General features: G+C 64.6%; 21 protein-coding genes and 1 pseudogene. 11 read left to right on the top strand and 11 right to left on the bottom strand.

Annotation, left to right across the window (positions count from 1 at the left end):
• The first annotated feature begins 30 nt into the window (after window positions 1–30).
• A complete protein-coding gene (locus tag GEV38_RS26540; protein WP_015272303.1) occupies window positions 31–393 on the top strand; it encodes an AraC family transcriptional regulator in 363 nt (120 codons plus the stop codon).
• A 73-nt stretch (window positions 394–466) separates the two neighbouring features.
• Window positions 467–1,093: an isochorismate family cysteine hydrolase YcaC gene (gene ycaC, locus GEV38_RS26535; protein WP_004375560.1), complete on the top strand. Its 627-nt coding sequence runs from the start codon at window positions 467–469 to the stop codon at window positions 1,091–1,093.
• Between the two features lie 54 nt (window positions 1,094–1,147).
• Here the strand turns inward: ycaC and GEV38_RS26530 are convergent, their stop codons facing one another.
• The gene (locus GEV38_RS26530) at window positions 1,148–6,196 is read right to left on the bottom strand and encodes an ATP-binding sensor histidine kinase (protein ID WP_015272302.1); all 5,049 of its coding nucleotides are present in this window, start codon (window positions 6,194–6,196) and stop codon (window positions 1,148–1,150) included.
• Window positions 6,197–6,434: 238 nt separating this feature from the next.
• Between GEV38_RS26530 and GEV38_RS26525 the strand changes: the two are divergent.
• A pseudogene (locus GEV38_RS26525) lies at window positions 6,435–7,426 on the top strand (response regulator).
• On the top strand, window positions 7,423–7,791 hold the full coding sequence (locus GEV38_RS26520; protein WP_015272300.1) for a response regulator transcription factor: 369 nt from the start codon (window positions 7,423–7,425) through the stop codon (window positions 7,789–7,791). Before GEV38_RS26525 ends, GEV38_RS26520 begins: the two are co-directional and overlap by 4 nt.
• 209 nt (window positions 7,792–8,000) lie before the next feature.
• Here GEV38_RS26520 and GEV38_RS26515 read toward each other — a convergent pair whose 3' ends face one another.
• From GEV38_RS26515 to GEV38_RS26505, 3 genes are all read right to left on the bottom strand, one after another.
• Window positions 8,001–9,491 carry a YifB family Mg chelatase-like AAA ATPase gene (locus GEV38_RS26515; protein ID WP_085592358.1) on the bottom strand — a complete coding sequence of 497 codons (1,491 nt, stop codon included), beginning with the start codon at window positions 9,489–9,491 and terminating at the stop codon, window positions 8,001–8,003.
• A gap of 162 nt (window positions 9,492–9,653) precedes the next feature.
• The gene (locus GEV38_RS26510) at window positions 9,654–10,007 is read right to left on the bottom strand and encodes a gamma-glutamylcyclotransferase family protein (RefSeq protein ID WP_015272256.1); all 354 of its coding nucleotides are present in this window, start codon (window positions 10,005–10,007) and stop codon (window positions 9,654–9,656) included.
• Window positions 10,008–10,274 (bottom strand): accessory factor UbiK family protein, encoded by a 267-nt coding sequence (locus GEV38_RS26505; RefSeq protein WP_015272255.1) that lies wholly within the window; start codon window positions 10,272–10,274, stop codon window positions 10,008–10,010. It abuts the gene before it with no gap.
• Window positions 10,275–10,675: 401 nt separating this feature from the next.
• Here GEV38_RS26505 and glnK point away from each other — a divergent pair, with 401 nt between their 5' ends.
• The 3 genes from glnK to sutA all read left to right on the top strand — a co-directional run bounded on the left by glnK (window position 10,676) and on the right by sutA (window position 13,151).
• Entirely contained in the window at window positions 10,676–11,014 is a 339-nt protein-coding gene (gene glnK / locus GEV38_RS26500; protein ID WP_002555808.1) for a P-II family nitrogen regulator, read from the top strand.
• Window positions 11,015–11,060: 46 nt separating this feature from the next.
• Window positions 11,061–12,392, top strand: a complete 1,332-nt coding sequence (locus tag GEV38_RS26495; RefSeq protein WP_015272254.1) for an ammonium transporter — start codon at window positions 11,061–11,063, stop codon at window positions 12,390–12,392.
• Window positions 12,393–12,821: 429 nt separating this feature from the next.
• Window positions 12,822–13,151, top strand: a complete 330-nt coding sequence (sutA, locus tag GEV38_RS26490; RefSeq protein ID WP_013974748.1) for a transcriptional regulator SutA — start codon at window positions 12,822–12,824, stop codon at window positions 13,149–13,151.
• Window positions 13,152–13,331: 180 nt separating this feature from the next.
• Here the strand turns inward: sutA and GEV38_RS26485 are convergent, their stop codons facing one another.
• The 6 genes from GEV38_RS26485 to GEV38_RS26460 are packed head-to-tail and all read right to left on the bottom strand — an operon-like array spanning window position 13,332 to window position 17,954.
• Window positions 13,332–14,027: an HAD family hydrolase gene (locus GEV38_RS26485; protein WP_013974747.1), complete on the bottom strand. Its 696-nt coding sequence runs from the start codon at window positions 14,025–14,027 to the stop codon at window positions 13,332–13,334.
• Window positions 14,024–14,923: a tyrosine recombinase XerC gene (xerC, locus tag GEV38_RS26480; protein ID WP_015272253.1), complete on the bottom strand. Its 900-nt coding sequence runs from the start codon at window positions 14,921–14,923 to the stop codon at window positions 14,024–14,026. Before xerC ends, GEV38_RS26485 begins: the two co-directional genes overlap by 4 nt.
• The gene (locus GEV38_RS26475) at window positions 14,923–15,633 is read right to left on the bottom strand and encodes a DUF484 family protein (RefSeq protein WP_054573426.1); all 711 of its coding nucleotides are present in this window, start codon (window positions 15,631–15,633) and stop codon (window positions 14,923–14,925) included. Before GEV38_RS26475 ends, xerC begins: the two co-directional genes overlap by 1 nt.
• 13 nt (window positions 15,634–15,646) lie before the next feature.
• A complete protein-coding gene (dapF, locus tag GEV38_RS26470; RefSeq protein WP_013974744.1) occupies window positions 15,647–16,477 on the bottom strand; it encodes a diaminopimelate epimerase in 831 nt (276 codons plus the stop codon).
• Window positions 16,478–16,481: 4 nt separating this feature from the next.
• Window positions 16,482–17,729, bottom strand: a complete 1,248-nt coding sequence (gene lysA / locus GEV38_RS26465) for a diaminopimelate decarboxylase (RefSeq protein WP_013974743.1) — start codon at window positions 17,727–17,729, stop codon at window positions 16,482–16,484.
• A gap of 9 nt (window positions 17,730–17,738) precedes the next feature.
• Complete coding sequence (locus GEV38_RS26460) at window positions 17,739–17,954, bottom strand: lipoprotein (protein ID WP_004375542.1); 216 nt, start codon at window positions 17,952–17,954, stop codon at window positions 17,739–17,741.
• 333 nt (window positions 17,955–18,287) lie between these two features.
• Between GEV38_RS26460 and cyaY the strand changes: the two genes are divergently transcribed.
• The 3 genes from cyaY to rnk all read left to right on the top strand — a co-directional run bounded on the left by cyaY (window position 18,288) and on the right by rnk (window position 19,403).
• Entirely contained in the window at window positions 18,288–18,620 is a 333-nt protein-coding gene (gene cyaY / locus GEV38_RS26455) for an iron donor protein CyaY (RefSeq protein ID WP_004375540.1), read from the top strand.
• A gap of 1 nt (window position 18,621) precedes the next feature.
• Window positions 18,622–18,846, top strand: a complete 225-nt coding sequence (locus GEV38_RS26450) for a DUF1289 domain-containing protein (protein ID WP_013974742.1) — start codon at window positions 18,622–18,624, stop codon at window positions 18,844–18,846.
• Between the two features lie 146 nt (window positions 18,847–18,992).
• Window positions 18,993–19,403: a nucleoside diphosphate kinase regulator gene (gene rnk, locus GEV38_RS26445; protein WP_023661830.1), complete on the top strand. Its 411-nt coding sequence runs from the start codon at window positions 18,993–18,995 to the stop codon at window positions 19,401–19,403.
• A gap of 115 nt (window positions 19,404–19,518) precedes the next feature.
• Here rnk and GEV38_RS26440 read toward each other — a convergent pair whose 3' ends face one another.
• Window positions 19,519–22,374 (bottom strand): class I adenylate cyclase, encoded by a 2,856-nt coding sequence (locus GEV38_RS26440; RefSeq protein ID WP_054573425.1) that lies wholly within the window; start codon window positions 22,372–22,374, stop codon window positions 19,519–19,521.
• A gap of 172 nt (window positions 22,375–22,546) precedes the next feature.
• On the opposite strand from GEV38_RS26440, the gene GEV38_RS26435 reads away from it, so the two are divergent.
• Complete coding sequence (locus GEV38_RS26435; protein WP_013974739.1) at window positions 22,547–22,999, top strand: YaiI/YqxD family protein; 453 nt, start codon at window positions 22,547–22,549, stop codon at window positions 22,997–22,999.
• Window positions 23,000–23,024: the final 25 nt, after the last annotated feature.

The raw sequence follows: 23,024 nt of genomic DNA, 5'->3' as shown, positions 1-23,024 counted from the left end.
AGACTTTCTGCATTGAACAGGAGAGCCGCCATGCACCCCGGGACGCCCCAAGCGCCGCTGCAAACCCCCGGCGCACTGACGCCGGCGCGCTTGCGCCGGGCCAAGGAACTGATGTTGCACAGCTCGTTGTCGATCATCGAAATCGCCGGGTTATGCAACCTCACCCGCAGCCACTTCTCGCGTGCGTTCAAGGTCAACACCGGCCTCTCGCCCCAGGCGTGGCGCCTGCTGGCACGCATGGAAAAGGCCAAGCGCCTGCTCGCCACCGAGGCGCCGATCACCCACGTGAGCCTGGAATGCGGCTTCTGCGACCAGGCCCATTTCACCCGCGCCTTCAGCCGCCTGGTCGGCCAGCCACCCAAGGCCTGGCGCCAGGCGCAGGCCCATCCTTAAGCCGAACCTATCCGCCGGTATAGCCCCTTGTGGACAGTGCCGGCCTGTTTTCCCAACCCAAGGAGTCACCCCGATGAGCCAACCCGATTACAAGCGCCTGAACAAAGACGACGCCGTGGTGCTGCTGGTCGACCACCAGACCGGCCTGATTTCGCTGGTGCAGGACTTCTCGCCCAACGAGTTCAAGAACAACGTGCTGGCCCTGGGCGACCTGGCCAAGTTCTTCGGCCTGCCGACCATCCTCACCACCAGCTTCGAGCAAGGCCCGAACGGCCCGCTGGTGCCCGAGCTGAAAGAGATGTTCCCGGATGCGCCGTACATTGCCCGCCCTGGCCAGATCAACGCCTGGGACAACGAAGACTTCGTCAAGGCGATCAAGGCCACTGGCCGCAAGCAGCTGATCATCGCAGGCGTGGTGACCGATGTGTGCGTGGCGTTCCCGACCCTGTCGGCGCTGGCGGAAGGTTTTGAAGTGTTCGTGGTGACCGATGCTTCGGGCACCTTCAACGAAACCGTGCAGCAGGCGGCCTGGGTGCGCATGACCCAGGCGGGTGCACAGATGATGAACTGGTTCTCGGTGGCCTGTGAGCTGCACCGCGACTGGCGCAACGACATCGAAGGGCTGGGTAACCTGCTGTCGCAGCGCATTCCCAACTACCGCAACCTGATGAACAGCTATGCGGCCCTGAGCGCCCGTTGATGTAAACCTGTACCGGCCCCTTCGCGGGCGTGCCCGCGAAGAGGCCGGAGCAGGCTAAGAATGATTCACAGGCAGAGTGAGGCGAATCCGGCACCCCCCCAGCTCTGACACCAGCGCCTGCAACTGCCCACCATGGGCCTGCACCACCGAGTTGCAGATCGCCAAGCCCATCCCCATGCCACCGATCTTGGTGGTATGAAACGCATCGAACACTCGCTCGCGCTCATCCGCTGCAATCCCCGGCCCGTTGTCGTCCACGCAGATTTCCACCCCATCCCCGACCACCGCCGACGCAATCCGCAGCACCCCATCGCTGCGATACCCCGCCAGCGCCTCCAGGCCATTGGTAATCAGGTTGAACACCAACTGCTGCAACTGCACCGGGTCGGCCATCACGCTCACCCCCGCCTGCAAGCGCATCTGCACATCCACCGTGCCCTTGGCGGCATCGGCCGAGGTCAGGCGCACCACTTCGCGGATCAGTTCGTCCAGCTTTACTACCTTGAGCTGCATCGGCGACTGCTTGGCCAGCGAGCGCAGTGCACGCACGATGTTGGCGGCCCGTTCGCTGTCGTTGCGTATATCTTCCAGGCCGGCAATCGCCTCTTCCAGGTCGGGCTTGGCGCGTTTCAACCAGCGCAGGCTGGCAGCGGCGTTGGAGGCTATGCCCAGCAGCGGCTGGCTGATCTCGTGGGCGATGGACGCGGACAGCTCGTTCATCACCTGCAGGTGCGCCGTGCGCGCCAACTCCGCGCGGGAGCGGCGCAACTCGGCCTCCATCTGGGCGCGGGTCTGGTTGTCTTCGGCCAGGCGTGTGTAGAACTTGGCGGTTTGCAGCGACACCGCTGCCTGCGAGGCGAGGATTTCCAGCATGGCCAGGCGCTGGCTGCCGAACAGGTTCGGTACCAGGCGGTTTTCCAGGTACACCAGGCCGATCAGCACGCCCTGGATCACCAGCGGCAGGCACAGTACCGAACGGGCCTTGCGCGCCTGCAACTGCTGGCGGAAGGCCTCGGGGCAATCGCTCTGGGCATCGTTGAGCACCAGGGGCTTCTTGGTGCGCATGGTGGCGTTGATGATCGACAGCGGTGCCTGGGTCAAGAACTTCTGGCAGTCGTCCATGCTCACGTGCAGCCCGGCGTCGTCGATGTAGGCGAGGGCAGCCATCTGGAATTCGGCACCGCTGACGATCAGCAGCGCACCGTGGTCGGCCCCGGAATGCTGGGTCAGGTGGCCCATCAGGGTTTCGATAAGGCCTTCGAGCAGTACTTCCTCGGACAGCGCCCGTGCTGCCTCGATGCCGGCTTCCAGGTCGAGCTTGGCCTGGTTGGTTGCGCGTTGGCTTTCCTGGATTGGCTGGGTGCGCAGGAACGGGTGCAACGCCTCCAGCTGGTGCACCTTGCCGGTCGCGCCCCAGATATGGAAACAGTCGCGGGCGATGCGCAGGTGCAGGTTGGCGCCAGAGATCAGGCCGCTGGGGATACATACTTCGGCCAACTGCTCGTGGGCCAGCGCCTGCTCGTGGATGAAACCGGCTGCGGTGGCGGCGATCTGTGCCTGGTCGAAGCAGCGGATGGCGGCCAGGCCGTCGCCTTCGAGCTTGGCGATCACGCCTTCGATCAGCAACAGCTTGTTGCGGAAGGTGGCCGGGTTGAAGCCGGCCCAGCGGCCGAAGCGCTCCCGCAGGGCCTGCAGCTCGCGCAGCTTGTCGGCAAGGCTGCCAATGGCCTCGGGGCTGCCCAGGGCCAGGCCGTGGAACAGGTGATAGTCGGCCAGGTTGATGTGCGCCGGTACCGCCCAGGTGTTGTCGCCGGCCAGTGCCAGGTTACGCATGGCCTGCGGGATATTGCCCAGGTAGAAGTCGCACATGCCGGCCATCAGGTACTGGAAGAACCGCGTGGTAGGCGATTTCGAGGCTGTGGCCGAGGCCGGGCAGGGCGTGCCGCTCAATTTGGCGACGAACGCTTGCTGGGCCTGCAGGATCTGCTCGATGTCGCGGTAACCGTAGCGACGCACGGTGGCCAGGCCTTGCGCCAGTTCCTCCACCACGTCCGGCAGGTAGCGGCCCATGAACAGCGAATCGGAAACCAGGTGGTTGCAGGCATAGCAGCTCATCGCCAGGTCGCCGCTCAGGCGCCCCGAGTCGACCGCATCCAGTGCGGTACGGCGGGCGAACTCCATGGGCGAGGTCCAGGCGCTGACCTGGTCCAGGGCCAGCAGCGCGCTGGTCAAGTCAGCGTCGAAACCGTGCCGCTCTATCAGCTTGAGCGCAGCCAGGCAGCAAGCGTGGCCATCATGGTAGGCGCCGAAGCGCTCGGCAATCATCACCCCGTACCAGGCCATGCCGTAGGTGCTGCCCGGGGCGACGCCGTGCAGCAGTGACAGCTCCATGAGCTTGGCCAGGTGCAGGAAGCAGATGTCGTCCTTCACGAAAAACGATGACGACAGGGTGGCCAGCAGGCTGATGGCAACTGTCACTTCCTCCGAATCGGTGCGCTGCAGCGATTCCAGGCAGTGTCGGCCTTTCTGTTCGACCAAGGTCTGTACATGGGCATGACTGGCTTCGACCTGTTGCCAGTCGACACCTCGCACCGGGCTCATACCCAGCAAGTCCAGGCCGGAAATGGCGCTGTCGATGGCCGCCTGATAGTCGCCGCGCAAGGTGTACAGCAGCGCCTGCAGGCGGCATACCCGCGCCTGGTCCAACGCCGAGCGCGCGCGCAGGCGGCATTCAGTGATGCGGGCCTCGGCCGCGACCATTCGCGACAGTTGCATGTCGCACTCGGTGGCCATGCAGGCGATGGCAAAGCCATGCGTGGCGCGGCTTTCCAGCGTTGCGCCGCGTTGCAGCAACTGCTCGGCCGTGTGCAGGTAGCCAGCCGATTGTTCGAACGCGCCGCCATCGCGTGCGCGTGCTGCTGCCTCGCGTAAAAGCTGCAGAAAAGCTTCGCAGTCATCCGCTGCAAACCCGCATGGGCTGGCGCGTTGCAGCTGGTTGGCAAGCTCGAACAGTACCTCGTGCAGGCGCCCCGGCCAGGCCTGGCGCATGGCCTGGGCAATACGTGCATGCAGTTGGGCACGTGCGCGCGCTGGCGTGAGAGCGTACGCAGCTTCCATCACCCGTTCATGGGCGAAGCCCAGGCCGTTCTGGCCCGGTTGCAGGAAACCCGCGCCAATCAAGGCTTTCAACGGCTCGCCGGGCGCTTGAGAGAGTACCTGGTGAAGCAGGCGTTCATCACAGCGGCTGCCAGCCGCACTGACCACCCGCAGCAGGTCGCGCTGCGGCTCGGGCAGGCGCACCAGGCGGTGGATCATCAGGTCGGCGACATTGTCGGAATAGCGGTGGCGGGCCACGGCCTGCAGGCACCATGACCAGCGCATGGCCTGGGTATCGAAGGTGAACAGCTGGTCCTCGACCATGGCCCGGAGGATCTGATTGATGAAGAACGGATTGCCCGCAGTCTTGTCGTGTACCAGTTCGGCCACCTGCAATGCGTCCTCGGGGCCGACGTGGTAGCGCTCGCCGATCAACTCGGTCACCGCGCTCACCGCCAGGGGCCGCAGGTTCAGCGTGGTGCTGCGCAACGCTGCGGGCAGGGCAAGGGGTGTACTGCTGGCTGGCGCATCACTGCGCCGGGCGAAGATCAGCAACAGGTTGCCGGGCGAGTGAGCCAGAAGTTGCGCCAGCAGTTGCTGGCTGGAGTCGTCGACCCAATGCATGTCATCGAAGAACAGCACCAGCGGCTGGTCGGGGCGGCTGAATACCTGCAGGAATTCGACGATCGCCCGCAGCTCCTTCTGCAGCGCCAGACGCGTGGGCTTGGCCGGCAACTCGGGCAAGGGGCCGAGGATCAGTTGCAGGTCTGGTGCCAGCTTGCCGAGCAGCCGGCCGTGGCCTTTGATACGGCGCAGAATCTCGCAGCGCAAGGCGTCGAGGTCCCGGCTGTTCTTGGCCAGCAACTGGGTGGTCAGCGCGCCGAGAATTTCGACCCAGGGCGCGTAGGGCACGGCCTGGGCAACGCCGTTGCACTTGCCGGTGGCCCAGTAACCCTGGGCGTTGGCCCTGAGCGCTGCCTCGACCAGGCTCGACTTGCCCATGCCCGTAGCCCCATTGATGAACAGGGCTTGTGGCTTGCTGTTACGGCGCTGTGCCTTGAGCAGCAGGGCGATGGCCTTCTGTTCGGCACTGCGGCCATATAGGCGTGCGCGGTCGGGCGTCATCGGGTCGGCACAGCCTGGTTCGAAGGCCTCCATGGACTTGCTGGCGGCCCACTGTCGCTGGCAATAGGCCAAGTCCACCGCCAGGGCGCGAGCACTCTGGTAGCGGGCGTCCGGCTCTTTGGCCAAGGCCTTGGCCAGGATCCGGCTGAGAGGTTGCGGCACATTGCTGTCCACTTCGCAGGCCGCTCGTGGCTGCACGCCGGCATGCAGCTGGCGCCAGTGCTGGGTGTCGCGCCCGGCCAGAGGCAATTCGCCCAGCAGTAGCTGGTAAAGGATCGCGCCCAGGGCATAGATGTCGGTGCGTCGGTCGCTGCTGCTGCCGTGCGGGCAGACCTGTTCCGGTGCCAGGTACGCCCAGTTGCCGAGCGCGGTGCCCTGTTCGCTGATCAGCTCCGCCGGGTCGGCGCGAAAGCAGCCAAGCCGCACTCGCTGGTTGGTGTGCAGGCACACATGTTCGGGCTGCAGCGCGCCGTGCAGCACATTGCGTTCGTGGGCCTGGGCCAAGGCAGTGGCCGCGTTTACCGCAATCTCGAGAAACGGCGTCAGGGCGGCAGGGCCCTCTGCGATAAGGTCGGCGATGGAGCGGCCGGCCGGGTACACCAGCAGGGGGCCTTCGGCCGAGCGCACGAACGCCGAGGGGATCACCGCCCATTGCGGGTCGAGTTGCAGGCGGTAGTCACGTTCCAGGCGCTGGCAGGCGGCGGGGACCTCGCGCGGGGCGCGCACGGCGATCCATGCCTGGTCGGTGGCTGGATCGCGAAGGCGGAAGTAACTGAGTTCACCTTCCTGGCCCAGCGCGTTGATGTCGCACCGGTTCAGCCACCCCTCGTCGACGGACTGGTCGTAATCGATGGGCCTGTGGGCAAGGCGTTCATCGAGCATAAGGCACCCCTGCTAGCGACATCCTGACGCACGAGTATACGCAGCGGACCCAGCAGGGATGCGGGCTGCAGGCTGCTTGGCAGGAAAGGGTACGCTGTTGTCCGTTATCGTCCCCTGGGGGCTGGCGGGCTTTTGTATAGTCCTCAGGCCAACCTATCCCTCGGGATAATTGTCTGAAGGCGTACCCTGGCCTAGGCTGCCCTGGGCTGGGAAACGCCCGTGCCCGCGCGAGGAAGCCATGATCCGAATAGGTAATGCCCAGGTGTCGCTGGAGCGGCGCGAAGCCTTTGTTGACGGTAAGCCTGTCCTGTTGGGGGGCGGGCATTCGAAGTGCTGGCGACGCTGATCAAGGCCAAGGGGCGGGTGGTCGACAAGGACGAGCTGTTCAGCCAGGTGTGGGCCGGCACGGTAGTCGAGGACAACAACCTGCAGGTGCAGGTGTCCTTGCTGCGCAAGGCCTTTGGCGACCGTGGCCTGATCCAGACCGTGCCACGCCGGGGCTACCGCCTGGCCGCCGAGATCAGCCTCGAGTTGCCTGGCAAGGCGGCGGGCAAATCGCCGCTGTGCGCCGCGGCCGAAACTGTCGAGTTGTTCGATGAGCACTTGAACGTGCCGGTGCTGGTGGTGGATGACGACCCGTCGGTGCGCACGGCGTTGGGCCGCCTGCTGCGCTCGCAGGACATTCCGCATCATTTGTTCGCCAGTGCCGAGGCGTTGTTCGAGGCCCGCCTGGAAACCCCCTATGCCTGCCTGTTGCTGGACATGCACCTGCCCGATACCAGCGGCCTGGAAGTCCAAGATGCGCTGCGCCGACTTGCGCTGCCCTGGCCGATCGTGTTCATGACCGGCTTCGGCACCATCCCGATGACCGTCCAGGCCATGCGTGCCGGGGCCGTGGAGTTCCTGACCAAACCGTTCGACGAAGACCAGCTGCTGACACTGTTGCAGGCGGTGCGCACGCGTGCCGTGGCCGAAGGGCGCAAGTGGCACCATGCGCGGCAGGTCGAGGAAAAGTACCAGCGCCTGACCCAGCGCGAGCGCCAGGTGTTCTCGCTGGTGGTCGGTGGCCTGTCGCACAAGCAGATCGCCAGGCAGATCGGCACCAGCGAGGTGACGACCAAGGTGCACAAGAAAAACATCATGAACAAGATGCAGTCCCGCTCGCTGCTTGAACTGGTGGCCATGCACAACGTTATCGGGGCGCAGCCTGAGGGCCTGGGCGGCGCATGAGCAGCACGGTGTGCATCGTCGACGACGATGCTTCGGTGCGCAAAAGCCTGGCCAACCTGCTACGTTCGGCAGGTTTCGAGACCTTGTCTTTTGCTGCCGGGGACCTGTTCCTGGCCTCGGCACTGGCGCGGCAAGCGGGGTGTGTGCTGCTCGACCTGAGGATGCCCGGAATGAGCGGGCTGGTGGTGCAGCGCGAGCTGGCCAGGCTGGGGTGGCGGTTGCCGGTGATCTGCATGTCGGCGCACTGGGATGAAGGGGCGGTGCGGGCGGCGATGGCGCTTGGGGCGCTGGTCTGCCTGGGCAAGCCATTTTCTGAAGAGGTGCTGCTGAAGGTGGTTGAGGATGCTTTGGTGGGCAGCCAGTGAGGTATTCCTGCCCCGGCCCCTTCGCGGGCTTGCCCGCTCCTACAGGTACTGCGCAGGCTTTGGGCCGATGTATTCGGTTTGGGAGAAACTGTCTTGCACTGCCTGTACTGGCCTCATCGCTCCTACAGGGACTGCGCATGGCTTGAGGCCGATGCGGTCGGGGTGGGAGCTGGCTTGCCGGCGATGGGCTGCAAGGCAGCCCCGGCAATCTAACTGCTCCCCGGCCGGTACTGCAGGGCCTCGGCCAGATGCGCCCGGCCAATTGCCTGGCTACCTTCCAGATCCGCCAGCGTCCGCGCCACCTTCAGCAACCGGTGTGCCGCGCGCAACGACAGGGTCAGCCGTTCACATGCCCCCTCCAGCCAGGCCTGGTCCGCCGCTGCCAAGCCACAATGGCGGCGCAACCCCTCAAGGTCGAGAAACGCATTCGCACACCCTTGCCGCCGCTGTTGCAGTTCACGTGCCTCGGCTACCTTGGCCGCCACATCGGCACTGGTCTCGCCGCAGGGCTGGTTGTTCAGCGTGGTGCTCTCCCGGGCCACGGTCAGGTGCAGGTCGATACGGTCCAGCAACGGCCCGGACAGCTTGTTGCGATACCGCGCGATCTGCTCGGTACTGCAGCGGCAGCGGCCAGTGGGGTCGCCCAGATAGCCGCAAGGGCAGGGGTTCATTGCCGCCACCAGCTGGAAACGTGCGGGGAAGCGCACCTTGTCGCGGGCCCGGGCAATCACGATCTCGCCCGACTCCAGCGGTTCGCGCAACACTTCCAGCACGCGACGCTCGAACTCAGGTAGTTCATCCAGAAACAGCACGCCATGGTGGGCGAGGGTGATTTCGCCCGGTTGCGGCCGGCTGCTGCCGCCGACCAGTGCCGGGCCGGAGGCGGAGTGATGCGGATGGCGGAAGGGCCGCTGCGGCCAGCTGCTCAGTGGCGTATGGCCGCTGACCGACTGTATCGCCGCCACTTCCAGTGCTTCGTGCTCGTCCAGTGGTGGCAGCAGCCCCGGCAAGCGGCTGGCAAGCAAGGTCTTGCCGGTACCGGGAGGCCCGGTGAACAAAAGGTTGTGCGCCCCGGCCGCCGCTAGCAGCAGCGCACGCTTGGCCGCCAGTTGGCCCTGCACTTCGCTCAGGTCCGGGTACGGACGTTGCTGCAGGATCAGGCCGTTGGCGGCATACGGTGGCAATGGCACCTGGCCGTTCAGGTGGGCGACCAGTTCCAGCAGGTGCCCCACCGCATACACCACCAGCCCGCCTGCCAGGCTGGCTTCCTCGGCATTCTCCCGCGGCACCACCAGCGCCCGGCCTGCTTCGCGTGCCGCCAGTGCTGCGGGCAACACGCCCTGCACCGGGCGCAACTTGCCGGACAGCGCCAGTTCGCCCAGGCATTCGACCTCGGCAAGGGTGGCCGTTGGTACCTGGCCATCGGCGGCGAGGATACCCAGGGCAATTGCCAGGTCATAGCGCCCGCCATCCTTGGGCAGGTCGGCGGGGGCGAGGTTCTGGGTGATGCGCCGCTGCGGGTAGTTCAAACCGGAGTTGACGATGGCGCTGCGTACCCGGTCCTTGCTCTCTTTGACCGTGGTTTCCGGCAGACCGACCAGCGTGAGATGGGGCAAGCCGTTGGCCAGGTGGGTTTCGACGCTGACCGCCGGTGCCTGCACGCCCACCTGGGCGCGGCTGTGGACGAGGGCTAGGGACATGGACGCTCCGTTGTCGCTGAAGAGGGCCGCTTCCTGCGGCTTTGCAAGAATAGCGAGCACGGCCCGGGCCGGCGAAAGAAGTGTGCGTCCTGGTTTTTCAGGCAGGGTTTTCCCCTGCATTGTCACCCTGTCGGGTTCGTGCCTGCTGTGCGCCGGAAGGGCTCAGGCGCGTACATAAACCCAGGCGGTCAGGCCCGATGCGAGCGTTACGGCCACGCGCTTGTAGTCTGCGACTTCATAGCGATCCGCCGCTGCCAGCTCTTCTTCGCTGATCTGGAAGACCATGCCGGCCACGCTGTCGTCTGCCTGGCTGCTGGGAGCGACGATAGGGTGATGGGACTTGCCGCTGGCTGCCAGCACGGCCGGGTCGGTGATCTCGACCCAGTCCTGGCGGTAGCCCAGCATGCGGTCGGCCTGGCCGCTCAGTTCGCGGCCGAAGTTGGTGAGCTGCACGGCCTTGTCCTGCAAGGTGCCGTAGGAAAACAACAGTACCGGGTATGCGCTGGAGGGTTGCATTCACTCATCCTGTGGGGTCGGGTTCAGCCGGGCTTCCAGCTCGGCCACTTGTTTTTCCAAAGCCTCAAGGCGTGCGCGGGTGCGCGCCAGTACGACCATCTGGCTGTCGAATTCTTCGCGGCTGACCAGGTCCAGCTTGCTGAAGGCACCTTGCATCAGCACCTTGAACTGACTTTCCAGTTCGGCGCGGGGCTGGGCGGTATCGCTGCTGAACAGGCGCGATGCCTGGTCGCTCAGGGCATCGAGAAGGGCTTTGGGCGCGAGCATGGGGCTGTCCACTGATACTGGGAAATGGCCGGCAGTGTAACACGCATGCATGAACATCCGGCCTCGTCGCTGGCTCGTGTAGGAGCGGCGCTCCTCTGGAACTGCACATTTTTCGAGCAATGCGCCAGGTCGGGATGCACCGGAATTGTGCATGTTTTCCATGCTGGCGACTGGCCAATCCCGACTGATTCACATAACTCGCTGTTTTCCCGTGTTTTGACGGAACTGGCAAGGTTTCTGCAAAGACCAGTGCGAGCCATGCACTGATGCAGTTCCTTGTGACCAGGCAGTGCGCACGCGGAGCCGGATGCCGACGACGCGTTACAAAGCCAACCGCTGCGCTTAGACTTGAGACGGGTTTGTTTTCCTGGGGCAAGTCCACCAAATCGGGAGAGAGTTTCATGAAGCTAGTCACAGCCATCATCAAGCCGTTCAAGCTGGACGACGTGCGCGAGTCGCTGTCGGAAATCGGCGTGCAGGGCATCACCGTCACCGAAGTCAAAGGCTTCGGTCGGCAGAAGGGCCACACCGAGCTGTATCGCGGTGCTGAATATGTGGTCGATTTCCTGCCCAAGGTGAAGATCGATGTCGCCATCGATGACAAGGACCTTGATCGGGTAATCGAAGCCATCACCAAGGCAGCCAACACCGGCAAGATCGGTGACGGCAAGATTTTCGTGGTGAATCTGGAGCAGGCGATCCGTATCCGTACCGGCGAAACCGATACCGACGCGATCTAAGCAGCAACAAAGCCTCACCAAACCCAACGCCCCAGGAGAAAACAACATGACTCTGCGTAAGATCGCAGGGCTAGGAGCCCTATTGTCCCTCGTAATGCCCGGGCTTGCCCTGGCAGAGGAAGCTGCCCCAGCGCTGAATTCCGGCGACACCGCCTGGATGCTCACCGCAACGGCGCTGGTGCTGTTCATGACCATTCCGGGCCTGGCCCTGTTCTATGGCGGCATGGTGCGTTCCAAGAACGTGCTGTCGGTAATGATGCAGTGCTTTGCAATTACTGGCCTTATGAGCATTCTCTGGGTCGTCTATGGCTACAGCATGGCCTTCGATACCACCGGTATGGAAAAGGGCGTGCTCAACTTCAATTCCTTCGTCGGTGGCTTCTCCAAGGCGTTCCTCAGCGGCGTCACGCCCTCGAACCTGACCTCGGCTGCCGCGCTGTTCCCTGAAGCGGTATTCATCACCTTCCAGATGACCTTCGCCATCATCACCCCGGCGCTGATCGTCGGTGCGTTCGCCGAGCGCATGAAGTTCTCCGCGATGCTGGTGTTCATGGGCATCTGGTTCACCCTGGTCTACGCGCCGATCGCGCACATGGTCTGGAGCGGTGACGGTGCACTGATGTGGGACTGGGGCGTGCTTGACTTCGCTGGCGGCACCGTGGTGCACATCAACGCCGGTATCGCTGGCCTGGTCTGCTGCCTGGTGCTGGGCAAGCGCAAGGGCTACCCGACCACCCCGATGGCTCCGCACAACCTGGGCTATACCCTGATGGGCGCGGCCATGCTGTGGGTCGGCTGGTTCGGCTTCAACGCAGGCTCTGCCGCGGCTGCCAACGGCACCGCCGGCATGGCCATGCTGGTGACCCAGATCGCCACCGCCGCCGCGGCCCTGGGCTGGATGTTCGCCGAGTGGATCGGTCACGGAAAACCGAGTGCCCTGGGCATTGCTTCGGGTGTGGTCGCCGGCCTGGTCGCCATCACCCCGGCTGCCGGTACCGTAGGCCCCATGGGTGCCCTGGTGATCGGCCTGGTCTCGGGTGTGGTCTGCTACTTCTGCGCCACCAGCCTCAAGCGCAAGCTGGGCTATGACGACTCGCTGGACGCCTTCGGCGTGCACGGCATCGGCGGTATCGTCGGCGCCATCCTCACCGGTGTGTTCGCAGCTCCGGCGCTGGGCGGCTTCGGTGCCGTCACCGACATCGGCATGCAGGTCTGGATCCAGGCCAAGGGCGTGATCTTCACCGTGGTCTACACCGCCATCGTCACCTACGTGATTCTCAAGGTGCTTGATGTGGTGATGGGCCTGCGGGCAAGCGAAGAAGAAGAGTCGGTCGGCCTCGACCTGGCTCAGCACAACGAGCGCGGCTACAACCTGTAACTGCGACGCGGTAAAAACTTGCCCGGCTTGCCGGGCATTTTTTTGCCAGATTTTTAGCATTTCCCGCACGGCAAACGGTTTATCCGACACGTTCGCGACGTAGGCGGAAATCTTACAAAACGCAGAGCATTCATGGTGCTTTGCTTTTTCTGCTGGCGCGCTAGAATGCGCGCCGAAGGGTGTTTGACGAGTAGTCCACACGCTTCGCCAGCCTTTGCTAGGCTTGCCAATAGCGTGTGGCCAGCAGGGGCTAAAGGATTTGTCAGGTCCTGCCAGGAGCAGGGTCTGCTGGGTGCCGCCTCCCATCAGGAGCGCCGACCCTAGGGCAGTGGCCTAACCCACGGCCAGTTGAATTTTCACTGGTGGCTGCCGGTCTACGGCTGCACTGGTCTATAACTAACCTGCTTTTCGCAAGTCATGAGGTAGAACATGAGCGACGACGATCTGGAAAATGATGACCTCGAAGTAGGCGACGAAGACGAGGGCGATGAAGGCCTCGAAGCGGCAGCTGATGATGGCGCCGAAGACGCTGGCGATGACGACAGCAGCCCGGCACCCGCTGCCAAGGGCAAATCCAAGGCCGCGGTCTCGGTAGACGAGATGCCGAGCATGGAAGCCAAGCAGAAGGAGCGTGACGCCCTGGCCAAGGCCATGGAAGAGTTCCTTGCTCGCGGCGGCAAGGTTCAGGAAGTCGAGGCCAACGTGGTCGCCGATCCGCCCAAGAAGCCGGACAACAAGTACGGCAGCCGCCCTATCTGAGTGGCTGATCGAAAAAAAGCCCGCCGTCGCTGCGGGCTTTTTTGTGCCTGTCTGTTTTGTGTTGCCTGTACCGGCCTCTTCGCGGGCTCGCCCGCTCCCACTGGGATCGCGCAGAAGCTGAGAGGGCAGTAAACCTGTGGGAGCGGGCGTGCCCGCGAATGGGCCGCGAAGCGGCGCCTGTCAGCGCCAGCGCGCGAGGATGTCGGGTAACTGCGACAGGCGCTGGATCTCGGCATCAGGCGCCTGTTCGCCTACCCACGCCTTGCCCTGGGGGTTGAACCACACCGCCCGCAGCCCGGCGCGCTGGGCGCCGGCAATGTCATCGCCCGGGTGGTCACCGATGTGCACCGCTGCGCTGGCCTCCACGTCACCGCGGCGCAGGGCTTCGAGGAACGGCGCCGGGTCCGGCTTGCCGATGCCGAGGTCTTCGGCACACAGGGCAAAGCGGAAATAGTCCGCCAGCCCCAGCCGGCTTACGTCGGCATTGCCGTTGGTGACCACGCCCAAGGTGTAGTGATGGCGCAGGATCTCCAGCACCGGCTGCACCTCCGGGAAAATCTCCACCTGGTGGCGGGCATGCAGGAATACTTCGAAACCTTCGTTGGCCAGCTCCTGCGCATGTTTTTCGCTGTAGCCGACTTCTTCCAGGGCATGAAACAGCACCCGTCGACGCAGGGCGCTGATACGGTGCTTCAGGCCGGGTTCGGCTTGTACCAGGCGCTCGCGAATGGCGAACAGGTGCTCCACCGGTACGCCGCCAAGGATCGGGGCGTTGGCTTCGAGCCAGTCGCGCAGCACGACTTCCGCGCTGGCAATCACCGGCGCGGTATCCCACAGGGTGTCGTCGAGGTCGAAGGTGATCAGCTTGATGCTCATGAGTCTGTGCCTTTGCTGCGTTTGGCCCGAGGGTGGGCGCTGTCGTACACCGCGGCCAGGTGCTGGAAGTCCAGGTGGGTGTAGATCTGCGTGGTGCCGATGTCGGCGTGGCCGAGCATCTCCTGCACCGCGCGCAGGTCCTGGGACGATTCCAGCACGTGGCTGGCGAAGGAATGGCGAAGCATGTGCGGGTGCAGGTGCTGGCCCAGCTCGCGCTCACCGGCCGCCTTCACCCGTTGCTGAACGGCCCGTGGGCTGATGCGGTTGCCTTGGCGGGTGATGAAAACCGCGCGGTCGCGCGGGTTGCCGATGCCGCGCAGGCGGTACCAGGCCTGCAATGCCTCGCGGGCCTTGCGGCCGACCGGCAGCACGCGGGCCTTGCCGCCTTTGCCCAGCACCTGCACCAGGCCGGCTGCGAGGTCGAGGTGATCGAGGTCGAGGTTGGTCAGCTCGGACAGGCGCAGGCCCGACGAATAGAACAGTTCGAGGATGGCCTGGTCACGACGGGCGATGAAGTCATCGTCGACACCGCCATCCAGCAGTTGCAGGGCGCGGTCGGTGTCCAGCACCTTGGGCAGCCGGCGTTCGCCCTTGGGCGGGCTCAGGCCGCTGGCCGGGTCGTGCTGGCACAGGCCTTCGCGGTTGAGATAGCGGTACAGGCCACGCACCGCCGACAGCAGCCGGGCCAGGCTGCGCGAGGACTGGCCGTGGTGGTGCTGGCGGGCGATCAGCTGGCGCAGCTGCTGGATCTGCAGCGCCTCCCAACCGGTAATGCCATGTTCTTTGCAGTAGGCGACCACCTTGTCCAGGTCGCGACGGTAGCCCAGCAAGGTGTGCTCGGACACCTGGCGCTCGTTGCGCAGGTGTGCGCAATAAGCCTCCAGCTGGCGTTCCATCAGCGTACCGGGCGCAGGGTCTGGGTAACGCGTGGCACAACGCGGCCAAGCACCTCGGCAATGTAGCCAAGGAACAAGGTACCGACGCTGCTCTTGTAGTGTTGCGGGTCGCGGCTGCCGATGGCCAGCACCCCGTGCAGGCCTTGGTGTTCCAGGGCAGCCACGGCGCTGGAGCCCACTTCCCGGCGCTGTTCTTCACCGAACAGGAATGCCAGCTCGTGCTCGCGCAGGTTGCCGCTGACCGTCTTGCCGCCGCCCAGCAGGGCACCGATGGCCTGCTGCGCTTCGGCGTTGCTCACCCAGCGCCCGACCGGCGCGACGTTTTCGCCGAACAGGATCAGGCTGACGAAGGGCACCTGGAATTCCTGGCGCAGGCTGTCTTCGACTGCCATCACCACTTCCTCCAGGCTGCCAGCGTCGAGCAGGTCGAGGATCAGCCGGCGGGTCTTGTCGAAAAGCCGATCGTTGTCGCGGGCCACGTCCATCAGTTGCGACAGACGGTGACGCATCTCGATGTTACGGTCGCGCAGCAACTTGAGCTGGCGCTCCACCAGCGACACGCTGTCGCCACGCTGGTGAGGGATGCGCTGTTCGATCAGCAACTCGTCGTGCTCGGCGAAAAAGGTGGGGTGGGCGCGCAGGTAGGCGACCACCGCTTCGGCATCGAGCTCGGCGGACTGCTGGGGTACAACCTGGGGCTGATCGGTCATGGCGGTTACTCGCTTAGAGACGAACCTGTCCTTCGTAGACGCGTACGGCTGGGCCAGTCATCAGCACGGGCTTGCCGGGGCCGGCCCATTCGATGTGCAGGCGGCCACCGGGCAGGTCGAGGGATACCGGGGAGTCCATCCAGCCCTGGCTGATCGCCGCCACGGCGGCGGCGCAGGCGCCGGTGCCGCAGGCCTGGGTTTCGCCCGCACCACGTTCCCACACACGCAGGTTGGCGCGGTGGCGGTCGATGACCTGGAGGAAGCCGGCATTTACCCGCTGCGGGAAGCGTGGGTGGTTTTCGATCTTCGGGCCCAGCTCATGCACAGGAGCGGTACGCACGTCGTCGACACGCAGCACGGCATGTGGGTTCCCCATGGACACGGCGGCAATCGAATGCACCTGGCCGTCGACTTCCAGTGGGTAGTTCAGCGCCTGCTCGTCGGCGACGAAGGGGATTTCGGCAGGGATGAAGCGCGGTGGGCCCATGTCGACACTGATCTGGCCGTCGTTCTGCACGTCCAGCTCGATGATGCCGCTCTTGGTTTCCACGCGGATGCGCTTTTTCGCGGTCAGGCGCTTGTCCAGCACGAAGCGGGCGAAGCAGCGCGCACCGTTGCCGCACTGCTCGACCTCGGAGCCGTCGGCATTGAAGATGCGGTAGCGGAAGTCCACTTCCGGGTTGTTCGGCGCCTCGACGATCAGCAACTGGTCGAAGCCGATGCCGGTGTGGCGGTCACCCCATTGCTTGGCGTGCTTGGGCTGGATGTGCGCGTGCTGGCTGACCAGGTCGAGGACCATGAAGTCGTTGCCCAGCCCATGCATCTTGGTAAAACGCAGCAGCATGGGCTTACTCCGGCAGCAGGCTTTCGCCAGCGTACAATTCGGCGATGGTCTCGCGGCGGCGTACTTCGAAGGCCTGGTCGCCGTCGACCAGGATTTCAGCGCAACGGCCACGGGTGTTGTAGTTGGAGCTCATGACAAAACCATAGGCGCCCGCGGACTGTACGGCCAGCAGGTCACCTTCGGCCAGGTTCAGCACGCGGTCCTTGCCGAGGAAGTCGCCGGTCTCGCAGATCGGGCCGACCAGGTCGTAGGCACGGCCTTCGCCTGCGCGTGGCTTGACCGCGCTGACACCCATCCAGGCCTGGTACAGGGCCGGGCGGATCAGGTCGTTCATCGCCGCATCGATGATGGCGAAGTCCTTGTGTTCGGTGTGCTTGAGGTATTCCACGCGGGTCAGCAGGACGCCGGCGTTGGCCACGATGTAGCGGCCCGGCTCGAACACCAGGGCCAGGTCGCGGTCGCCGACGCGCTCGCGGATCGCCTTGATGTAGTCGGCCACCAGCGGCGGCTCCTCATCGCGGTAACGCACGCCGACACCGCCACCCAGGTCCAGGTGGCGCAGATGGATGCCGCACTCGGCCAGGCGGTCGACCAGCACCAGCAGGCGGTCAAGGGCATCGAGGAAAGGCTCGACGGTGGTCAGTTGCGAACCGATGTGGCAGTCGACACCGACCACTTCCAGGTTCGGCAACTGCGCGGCCCGCACGTAGATGGCCTCGGCGTCGGCGATGGCGATGCCGAACTTGTTCTCTTTCAGGCCGGTGGAGATGTACGGGTGGGTACCGGCGTCGACGTCCGGGTTGACCCGCAGCGAGACCGGGGCAACCTTGCCCATCTCGGCGGCCACCACTTGCAGGCGCTCCAGTTCGTCGGTGGATTCGACGTTGAAGCAGTGCACCCCGACTTCCAGGGCACGGCGCATGTCGTCGCGGGTCTTGCCGACACCGGAGAACACCACGCGGTCGGCACGGCCGCCAGCGGCCAGCACGCGCTCCAGCTCACCGCCAGAGACGATGTCAAAGCCTGCGCCCAGGCGTGCCAGCACGTTCAGCACGCCAAGGTTGGAGTTGGCCTTGACCGCGAAACATACCAGGTGCTCGGTGCCTTGCAGTGCATCGGCGTAGCTACGGTACTGGGCCTCGATGTGGGCGCGCGAATACACGTAGGTAGGGGTGCCGTAGCGTTCGGCGATGGCCGACAGGCCCACGCCTTCCGCGAACAGCTCGCCGTCGCGGTAGTTGAAAGCGTTCATCTGGTTTCCTTACTGCGCTGGCGACTGCTCGGGCTCGGACTGCAGTTCGGGTTGCTGCTCCTGCGTCGGGGCCGGCTTGGCTTTTGGCTGGTACTGGTGCGACTTGTGGCTGGCTTTGCCGTCCTTGCCATCTTCAGGCAGGTACAGCGGGCCTTTCTGGCCGCAGGCCGAAACGAGGCAGGCAACAGCGACCAGCGCCGCGAGGGAGGAAATCAGGCGCTTCATGGGTGAAATCCTTAGAAATATGCAGTATTGCGCCCGAGTATACCGAGCGACCGACGGCTTGCCTATGCAAGGGCCGGCCCGCCGGGCGGGCTATTCTTACCGCCTGCAAGGGCCCTTTCGCAGTACCTGTGGGAGCGGGCGTGCCCGCGAACACCGGCAAAGCCGGTGCCACACACCGCGGCACCTGATTCGCGGGCATGCCCGCTCCCACAGGTACTGCGCTGGCTTTGAGTTCATGCCAGTGAAGGTAGCGGCTAAACCTTTGCATTCGGCGGCAAGCGCCCGTATCTTGCCGGGCTTGCCTGTAACGCAGCCAATTTCGAGGTTCCTGCAATGAGTTTGAGTGAAGCGCGTTTCCATGATCTGGTCGACGCGACCCAACAGGCCCTGGAAGACCTGTTCGACGAGAGCGGCCTGGATCTGGACATGGAGAACTCCGCTGGTGTCCTGACCATCAAGTTCGACAATGGCAGCACGCTGATCTTCAGCCGCCAGGAGCCGCTGCGCCAGCTGTGGTTGGCCGACCGTTCCGGCGGTTTCCACTTCGACTACGACGAAGAAAGCGGCAAATGGGTGTGCGAGAAGAGCGAGGAGCTGCTGGGCGAAATGCTCGAGCGCATCGTATGGGAGCGGGCCGGCGAGAAGCTGGACTTCGACGAGATCTGACATGAGCAGTACCCAGGCCCGGCCGCCCAAACCGCTCTACAGCAACGTCAGCCCCGCCGTGCCGTCGCCGTGCATCAGCGTTTGCCGGCTGGACGAACAGCGGGTGTGCACAGGTTGCCACCGGCATGTCGAGCATATCCGTGAATGGCGTTCGGCCGATGACGAACGGCGCCGGCAGATTTGCCGCGAGGCCCAGGCCCTGCGCGACCAGGCTAAGGCACACTGATCGCAGGGGCTTGAGTATTTACCCGGCTGTGGTAACGTCGGGTTCTGCGTCGGTGACGCCAAAGCCTTCACAAACCCCGCCCTTGGGCGGGGTTTTGCTTTATCTGCACGATGAAAACCGCCTGTTCAAAGGAGTCTGACTGGATCATGAGCACCAAGCCTTCCCTCATCCTCACCCGATTGGACGTACAACGTCTGGAGCGTCTGATCGACAGCCTCGACGAGAGTACGCCGGGTGTGCTCGCCCTGCAGGGCGAGCTGGACCGCGCCGAGCAGGTGGTCGGTCACGAGGAAGTCCCGGCTGGCGTGGTGACCATGAACTCGCGTGTGCACTGCCGTGAGGAAGCCAGCGGCAAGGACTACCACCTGACCCTGGTATACCCGAAGGATGCCGGGCCGGAAGGCAAGGTCTCGATCCTGGCGCCGATCGGTTGCGCCTTGCTGGGGTTGTCGGTGGGCGAACAGATCGACTGGCCGGCCCCGGGGGGCAAGACCCTCAAGCTGAAGCTGCTGGAAGTGGAATACCAGCCGGAAGCGGCGGGCGATTTTGACCTGTAAGGGCTAGGGGGCCGCTTTGCGGCCCATCGCGACACAAGGCCGCTCCTACAGGATTACGCATTCCCTGTAGGAGCGGCCTTGTGTCGCGAAAGGGGCGCAACGCGCCCCCGGCAATTCAAGCCTCTTGCGCCAAAACCTGCTCCAACCCCTCGTTCAAAGCCTGCTCCAGCTCCCGCTTGTAGCGCAGGTACAGCTGCGTCGACCCCAGCTGGTCATCCAGCAACTCGGACAAATCCAGGTCCGTGATGTAACAGCGGTACTGCCCTGCACCACGTCGCTGCCCGATGATCTGCCGGGCCACCACCGCATACAACTGCTCACCATGCTCCAGTTCGGAAAACTCCTGCTGGTCGCAATACAGCGTCACGTGCGCCGCGCCTGCCACCCCGGCCTGGATGATCGCCTGCACCTCATAGTAAGGCTGGTCGCTACCCTCGGCCGGCGCCTGGCGCGGCTCGATGCTGCGCGCCTTGCCTGGCCCGGAAGGCAACAGTTGCGCGTAGTGGATGTCCAGTGAAGCCGCGCGCTGGGTGTCCAGCGGTAGCCGGGCATCACGGCGCATCACCACCGAGCGCAGAAAACGCTGCAGCGGCAACAGCAAGTGAGCTTCGTCGTGCAGCGGCAGGCGTTGCTGCCACAGGGCATTGTATTCATCCAGCACGTACAACTCGGCCCAGCCACCCTGCAGGCGGTAGAACACCTGGATGCAGAAAGGCCGGCCTTGCTCCAGCACCAGGTGCAGGTCGTGGTCCTGCAGGGCGTTGGCATCCAGGTACAGTGGGCTGTAGGCGCTGCGTTCTTCGCCCAGGTGGTTCAGCAGTGCCTCATGCTCGGCCAAGGTGGTGAGGCCGACATGCCCGGGCATCAGCTCCAGCACATGGGTGTGCTGGGCCACCTGCAGCAGGTAGCGGTGGTTCAGGCCCTGGTCCAGCAGCAGTTGTACGGTGTCGAATATTTCCTCCACGCGTTGGCCTATGGCCTGGGCGCGGCTCTGGCAGAAGCAACGCACCCGCACCTTCGGCCGGTGTCCGCGCGGCACGGGGCTGTTGAGGAAGTCGCGCAGGCAGCGCACCAGTGCGTGCTCGCCGTCATAGCGCTGGACCAGTACTTCGTTCCAGCTGTTGAGGATGACCTGGTCCAGGGTCAGGACCAGGTTTTCGCGCACGCCTGCGTAGCTCAAAGAGTCGGTGCGCTCGGTGGTCATCAGGATGTTCAGGTCGCGGTGGTGGCGCAGCGGGTCGATGGCGACGTTGACCAGCAACAGCACCTCGTCGGCAACGCTCGGCTGCAACAAGCGCACCTCGCTGACGGTCGGCAAGGGCAGGGGAATGCTTTGCTGCAGGCAGCCGATCAGGTTGAACAGCTCGAATTCGCTGAGGTCGCTGACACCCGGGTGCAGCGCCAGGCGCGTGCTGCTGTCGATCACCCCGTTGCGATAAGCCCAGGTCAGCAACTCGAGCAGCTCGCGGCAGCGCTTGAGCGGGCTGAAATGGTCCACCTCATGGGGGCTCAGGTTGCCGGTGTACAGCTCCCAGTGATGGCTGCCGGGCTCCTTGCGATTAGGCGCTTGTACCAGGGTCAGGGTGCCTTCGGCCAGGTCCGGGGCGATACCGGGGTTGATGACTTCGACCTTGCCGGCACGGCGCTCGAAGGCGGCGTAAAGGCGCCGGCCCAGCACATTGAGATCGCGTTGGTCGGCGCGGCTGCTGGCGTTCTGGGTGCGAGCGAACTGGCTGAGAAATCGGTAGCTATGGTTCAGTTCGGCCACCAGTTCACGGCGCTCGATGGCAACCTGCTGCACCTTCCATTGATTGCGACTGTCCAGCAGGGCCAGCTGGCGCTCGTCCCAACCCCATTCGTCGGCCAGGCGCTGCAACAGCCGGCGTTGCCAGCCATTGGCCCGGGTCGGGTCGCTGAGTTTCTTGTTCACCTTCAGGTACAGGCTGCGCCGCACCAGCTCCAGGCGCGCGTGTTCGCCACGCTGCAGCAGGTAGCGCTCGATGCGCCGGTACACCATCACGTAGGGGTCCAGCTCGTCGAGGTCTAGCTGGTTGGCGAACACTGCCTGCTTGTAGTCCAGGCTCAGGCAGCGAACGGTGGGGTGCTCGCTGGCATAGGCCTCGGTCAGCAGCAGCTTGAGCAGCGACTTGTAGGGCGAGTCGATGCCTTTGAACAGCTGCCACAAGCCGGCGCCGACGAACTCGCCGGGCGGGATGTGCGCCAGGTTGCCGAGATCGAGGGCGTCCTGGCTGCGGATGAAACGCTTGGACAGCAGGGTCTGGGTATAGGTGTGGTAATCGTGTTCCTGGTAGACCGGCACCAGCCACCACAGTGGCGTGCGCCCGGCCAGCCAGATAGTGGTGCGGTAGAACTCGTCCAGCAGCAGATAGTGCTGGGTGGTGCCGCAATCGTCGGAGCCGAGCTGGCCTTCGCGCTGGCCTTGGGCGAAACCTTGCGTGTCGATCAGGAAGAAGTGCGCCTCGGCACCCAGGCTTTCCGCCCATGCCTCAAGCAGCTGGCATTTGCGGCGCAGTTCGTCCAGCAGCTCATCGGCCAGGCCCGGGGCGTGGCAAACCCACAGGTCCATGTCGCTTTGCTCGGCTTGGGCCAGTGAGCCCAGGCTGCCCATCAGGAACAGGCCGTGGATCGGCCGCGGTGGGTTGCCATGGCGGGCCTTGTAGGTGAACGAGCGGGCAAGACGCTGTGCCTCGACTACAAGATCGGCGCCTGGCTCGTAGCCCGATACGCCGGCAGGAGTGCTCCCGGAAACATAGCCTGGCAGCAGCGGGTGGTTCACATGAAACAGCAGCGGCAGCAGTGTCAGCACCTGTTGCTGGCGCGTCGACAGGCCCTCCAGGGCCCGCTGCAGCCGGCCCTGGTTGAGCCGCAGGAAGCGCGCACGCAATGTCGCCAGGACCTTGCGGTCGATGCCTTCGTCCAGGTCGGGGCGGATTTCGTGGGGGTGGTTCATTGCGCACTCGGGCAGGCCAGCGGGGCTGTGGCGAGTGTAGCCTGAGTGGCGAGGTCGGATAAGCGGCAATTGAAATATTGGCGCCATTTTTCCAGCGCCCATGGGTGGCTGCTGCAGCTTTCGTTGCGCTTGAGGCATGATGGGGGCCTCAAGCTGATTGCGAGGTTTTCCGATGCGTGTGTGGATCGATGCCGACGCCTGCCCCAAGGCAGCCAAGGATCTGATCGTCAAGTTCGCCCTCAAGCGCAAGTTCGAGGTAGTGATGGTGGCGGGCCAGGCTGTGGCCAAGCCGGCGTTCGCTATCGTGCGCCTGATCGTGGTACCCAGCGGCATGGACGCAGCCGACGATTACCTGGTGGAGCACGCCGTGCCTGGTGAGTTGGTGATCTGCAGTGACGTGCCGCTGGCCGACCGCCTGGTGAAAAAGGGCGTGGCGGCGCTGGACCCCCGCGGGCGCGAGTTCGACGAACGCAACATGGGTGACCGGCTGGCGGCGCGCAACTTGTTTACCGAGTTGCGCGAGCAGGGCCAGGTGGGGGGAGGGCAGGCGCCTTATGGCGAGCGCGAGAAGCAGGCGTTTGCCAATGCGCTGGACCGGATCATCGCCCGGTTGTCCAAACCCTGAGGGCAGGCGCGGTCCCTGTAGGAGC

Origin of the sequence: Pseudomonas sp. 13159349, assembly GCF_013305685.1 — a bacterium.
Classification (GTDB): domain Bacteria; phylum Pseudomonadota; class Gammaproteobacteria; order Pseudomonadales; family Pseudomonadaceae; genus Aquipseudomonas; species Aquipseudomonas asiatica.
The sequence above is the reverse complement of the archived record's forward strand: the minus strand, read 5'-3'. Positions and strand labels throughout refer to the sequence as shown.